The sequence below is a fragment of the Coleofasciculus sp. FACHB-712 genome (assembly GCF_014695635.1).
Lineage (GTDB): Bacteria > Cyanobacteriota > Cyanobacteriia > Cyanobacteriales > FACHB-T130 > FACHB-T130.
The window spans coordinates 1-3,657 of sequence record NZ_JACJOQ010000325.1; the positions used below are offsets into that span (position 1 = coordinate 1).

Annotated in this window: 2 protein-coding genes; both read left to right on the forward strand. The window is 47.2% G+C overall.

Annotation, left to right across the window (positions count from 1 at the left end; all coding sequences use genetic code 11):
- A partial coding sequence (locus H6F50_RS08365) for a phosphopantetheine-binding protein (protein WP_190428299.1) occupies positions 1 to 1,233 on the forward strand: 1,233 nt, incomplete at its 5' end.
- On the forward strand, positions 1,230 to 3,657 hold a 2,428-nt coding region (locus H6F50_RS08370), incomplete at its 3' end, for a condensation domain-containing protein (RefSeq protein WP_190428301.1). The genes H6F50_RS08365 and H6F50_RS08370, both read left to right, overlap by 4 nt.

Consider the following 3,657-nt stretch of genomic DNA (forward strand, 5'->3'; position numbering starts at 1 on the left):
TGTCGCATTCTCAATCACTACGGGCCAACAGAAACAACGGTCGGCGTACTTACCTATCAGGTGGAGAGTGGGAACGTAGCTAATGTTTCAAAGACAGTTCCACTCGGTCGTCCTTTAGCAAATACCCAAATTTATATCCTAGATAATCATCTCCAGCCTGTGCCTATTGGTGTATCTGGCCAGATTTACATTGGTGGAGAGAGTTTAGCGCGAGGTTATTTAAACCAGCCGGAACTAACCGCCAAAAGATTCATTTCAGACCCATTTTTAAAGAATTCAGGAGTCATATCAAGTCCCCTTCATGAACCAGCATTTCCTCTGAATCCCACCTCGCCACAGCCTACGGCTCCGGCTCCCCTCTCCGCCTGCGGGGAGGGGTTGGGGGTGGGGTGCTTTCCTGATGCGGTAAACGGATTTGATATCAAAAGTCAGGAGTCAGAAGAAAACTCAAAACTCAAAACTCAAAACTCAAAACTTTATAAAACTGGAGACTTGGCTCGCTATTTACCGGATGGAAACATTGAGTTTCTGGGACGAATTGACCATCAAGTAAAAATCCGGGGCTTCCGCATCGAATTGGGAGAAATTGAGGCGGTGCTAAGGCAGCATCCCGCCGTAGAACAGGCTGTGGTTGTAGTTCGCGAGGATTTGCCTGGGGACAAGCGTTTAGTTGCTTATTCGGTTTTGAGTCAGCAGCAGGGGAGTAGAGAAGAAGCCAGTCAATCAAATCTAATGGGTGACTTACGTTCTTTTGTAAAAGCGAAGTTGCCGGAATACATGATGCCTTCAGCTTTTGTGATTTTAAAGACTCTGCCTTTAACTGCTAATGGGAAAGTGGATCGGAAAAAACTGCCAGTACCTGAGCAAATTCGACCAGAGTTAGCAGGAACGTTTGTTGCTCCCCGCACCAATGTGGAGGAGATATTAGCTGGAATTTGGGCTGAAGCCATTGGGATTGAACAAGTGGGCATTTACGACAACTTTTTCGAGCTAGGAGGACATTCGCTGCTAGCAACTCAGGTGATTTCCCGATTGCGTGACGCCTTTAATGTGGAGTTGCCTTTACGGCAGTTTTTCGACTTTCCTACTGTTGCGGATTTAGCAGTCGCGATCGCTCAAAAACTAGCTGAACAGACCGATGAGGAAATGATGGCTCAAATGTTAGCAGAGTTAGAGGAAATCTCGGAGGAAGAAGTTCGAGAAGTTTTGGCTAAGGAAGGAGTAGGCAAATGAGTAATTTAAGCGAAGCGAAGCGCGACGACTTCGTCGTTCGCATCGCCGGACTTTCTCCAGAAAAACGCGAGTTGCTGCTCAAACGGCTTAATCAGAAAAAAGAGCCGATAGCACCAACCCAAATCCCCCGCCAAAATCGGGAATCTAACTCGTTTCCCTTGTCATTTGCCCAACAGCGGTTGTGGTTTTTTGACCAATTAGAGCCAGGAAATACCAGCTATAACATCCCTGCGGCTGTGCGGGTTGAGGGAACGCTGGATGCGATCGCTCTGGAACAAAGTCTCAACGCAATTGTCGAACGTCATGAAGTCTTGCGAACTGCCTTCACGACAGTTAATGGGCAACCCGTTCAAGTCATTACCCCACAGTTGAAATTAACGCTTCCATTCGTCGATTTGCGGGAACTTCCCAACACCGAACGAGAGCAAGCAGTACGGCAATTCGCCACCGCAGAAGCGCAAAAACCCTTTGACCTCACACAGGCACCTTTGCTGCGAGTTAGCCTGCTGCATCTGAGCGAATTCGAGTATGTGGTGTTATTTACGATGCACCACATTGTTTCAGATGGGTGGTCAATGGGGATATTTATTCAAGAGTTAGTCACCTTTTATAAAGCTTTCTCTAGTAGCAAATTTTCACCCCTTCCTGAATTAAGTATTCAATATGCAGACTTTGCAGTTTGGCAGCGACAGTGGCTGCAAGGAGAAGTTTTAGAGTCTCAAATTGCTTATTGGAAAAAGCAATTGGGGGGCAATCTTCCTGTACTGGACTTGCCGACAAACAGACCGCGACCTGCGGTGCAAACCTTCCAAGGTGCAGAGGAAAAATTTGTTTTGTCCAAGGCGCTGACTGAGGCACTGACTAAACTAGGTCAGCAGCAAGGAGCGACTTTATTCATTGTTTTGCTGGCGGCGTTCAAAACATTGCTTTATCGCTACACGGGACAGGAGGATATTTTAGTTGGTTCGCCAATTGCCAACCGCAACCGTGCCGAACTAGAAGGAATTATTGGCTTTTTTGCGAATACTTTAGTTCTGCGGACTGATTTATCGAATAATCCTACTTTTAAGGAGTTGTTAGGACGGGTGCGCGAGGTGGCGTTGGGAGCATACAGCCACCAGGATTTGCCCTTCGAGAAACTGGTAGAAGTGTTGCAGCCGGATCGGGATTTGAGCCGTAATCCGCTGTTTCAAGTGTTATTTGCTCTCCGTAATGTGCCGACACAAACTTTAGAATTGCCGGGAATTTCTCTCAGTCTTGAAGAGATGGAGAGTCAAACGGCAAGATTTGATTTGGTACTCAACTTATCTCAGGAAGCAGGAGGTCTTACAGGAGTATTTGAATACAACAAAGAATTGTTTAATGCCAGCACCGTACAGCGGATGGCAGGACATTTTCAAACGTTGTTAGAAAGTATTGTTGCCAATAGCGATCGCTCTATCTCCACTTTGCCATTTTTAACGCAACCCGAACGGCATCAGTTGTTAGTGGAGTGGAACAATACTCACACGAACGACTCGACGGATCGCTGTCTGCACCAGTTGTTTGAAGAACAAGTGGAACGAACACCAGACGCGATCGCCATTGTTTTTGAAAACCAGCAACTCACCTATGCCGAACTGAATGCCAAGGCAAATCAACTAGCGCATCATCTACAAAAACTCGGCGTGAAGCCAGAAGTTTTAGTGGGAATTTGTGTAGAACGTTCCCTAGAAATGGTCGTGGGATTGCTGGGCATTCTCAAAGCAAGTGGAGCCTACCTACCCCTAGATCCAGCCTATCCCCCAGAGCGTCTTGCTTTCATGTTAGAGGATGCTCAAGTTTCGGTGTTATTAACCCAAAAGCGGCTGTTAAATACCCTACCCTCGCATAATGCCGAGATTGTATGCTTGGACGATTGGGAAAGCCTACAAATCGGCAGTCCAAATTCAGTTAAAAATTCCTCCAACTTAGCTTACGTTATCTACACTTCCGGCTCAACCGGACGACCCAAAGGCGTACAAATTTCCCACGCCTGTGTAGTCAACTTTCTAATTTCCATGCGCCAGCCACTAGGAATAACCCAGCCAGATATTTTATTGGCTGTCACCTCCTTATCTTTTGATATTGCGGCGCTGGAAATATTCCTCCCCATAACTGTAGGATCTCGCGTTGTCGTAGTACCCCGTGAAATTGCCTCTGACGGCGCACAGTTGTTAACAACATTAACCAATTCTGGGGCGACCATCATGCAAGCAACGCCTGCTACTTGGCGACTGCTTTTGGCAGGGGGATGGCAGGGTAGTAAGGGCTTGAAAATCCTCTGTGGTGGCGAAGCCTTACCGCGACAACTCGCCGCTCAATTGCTCGTACGAGGCGATCGCTTGTGGAACTTGTACGGTCCCACCGAAACCACGATTTGGTCTACTATCTATCCGGTTGAAA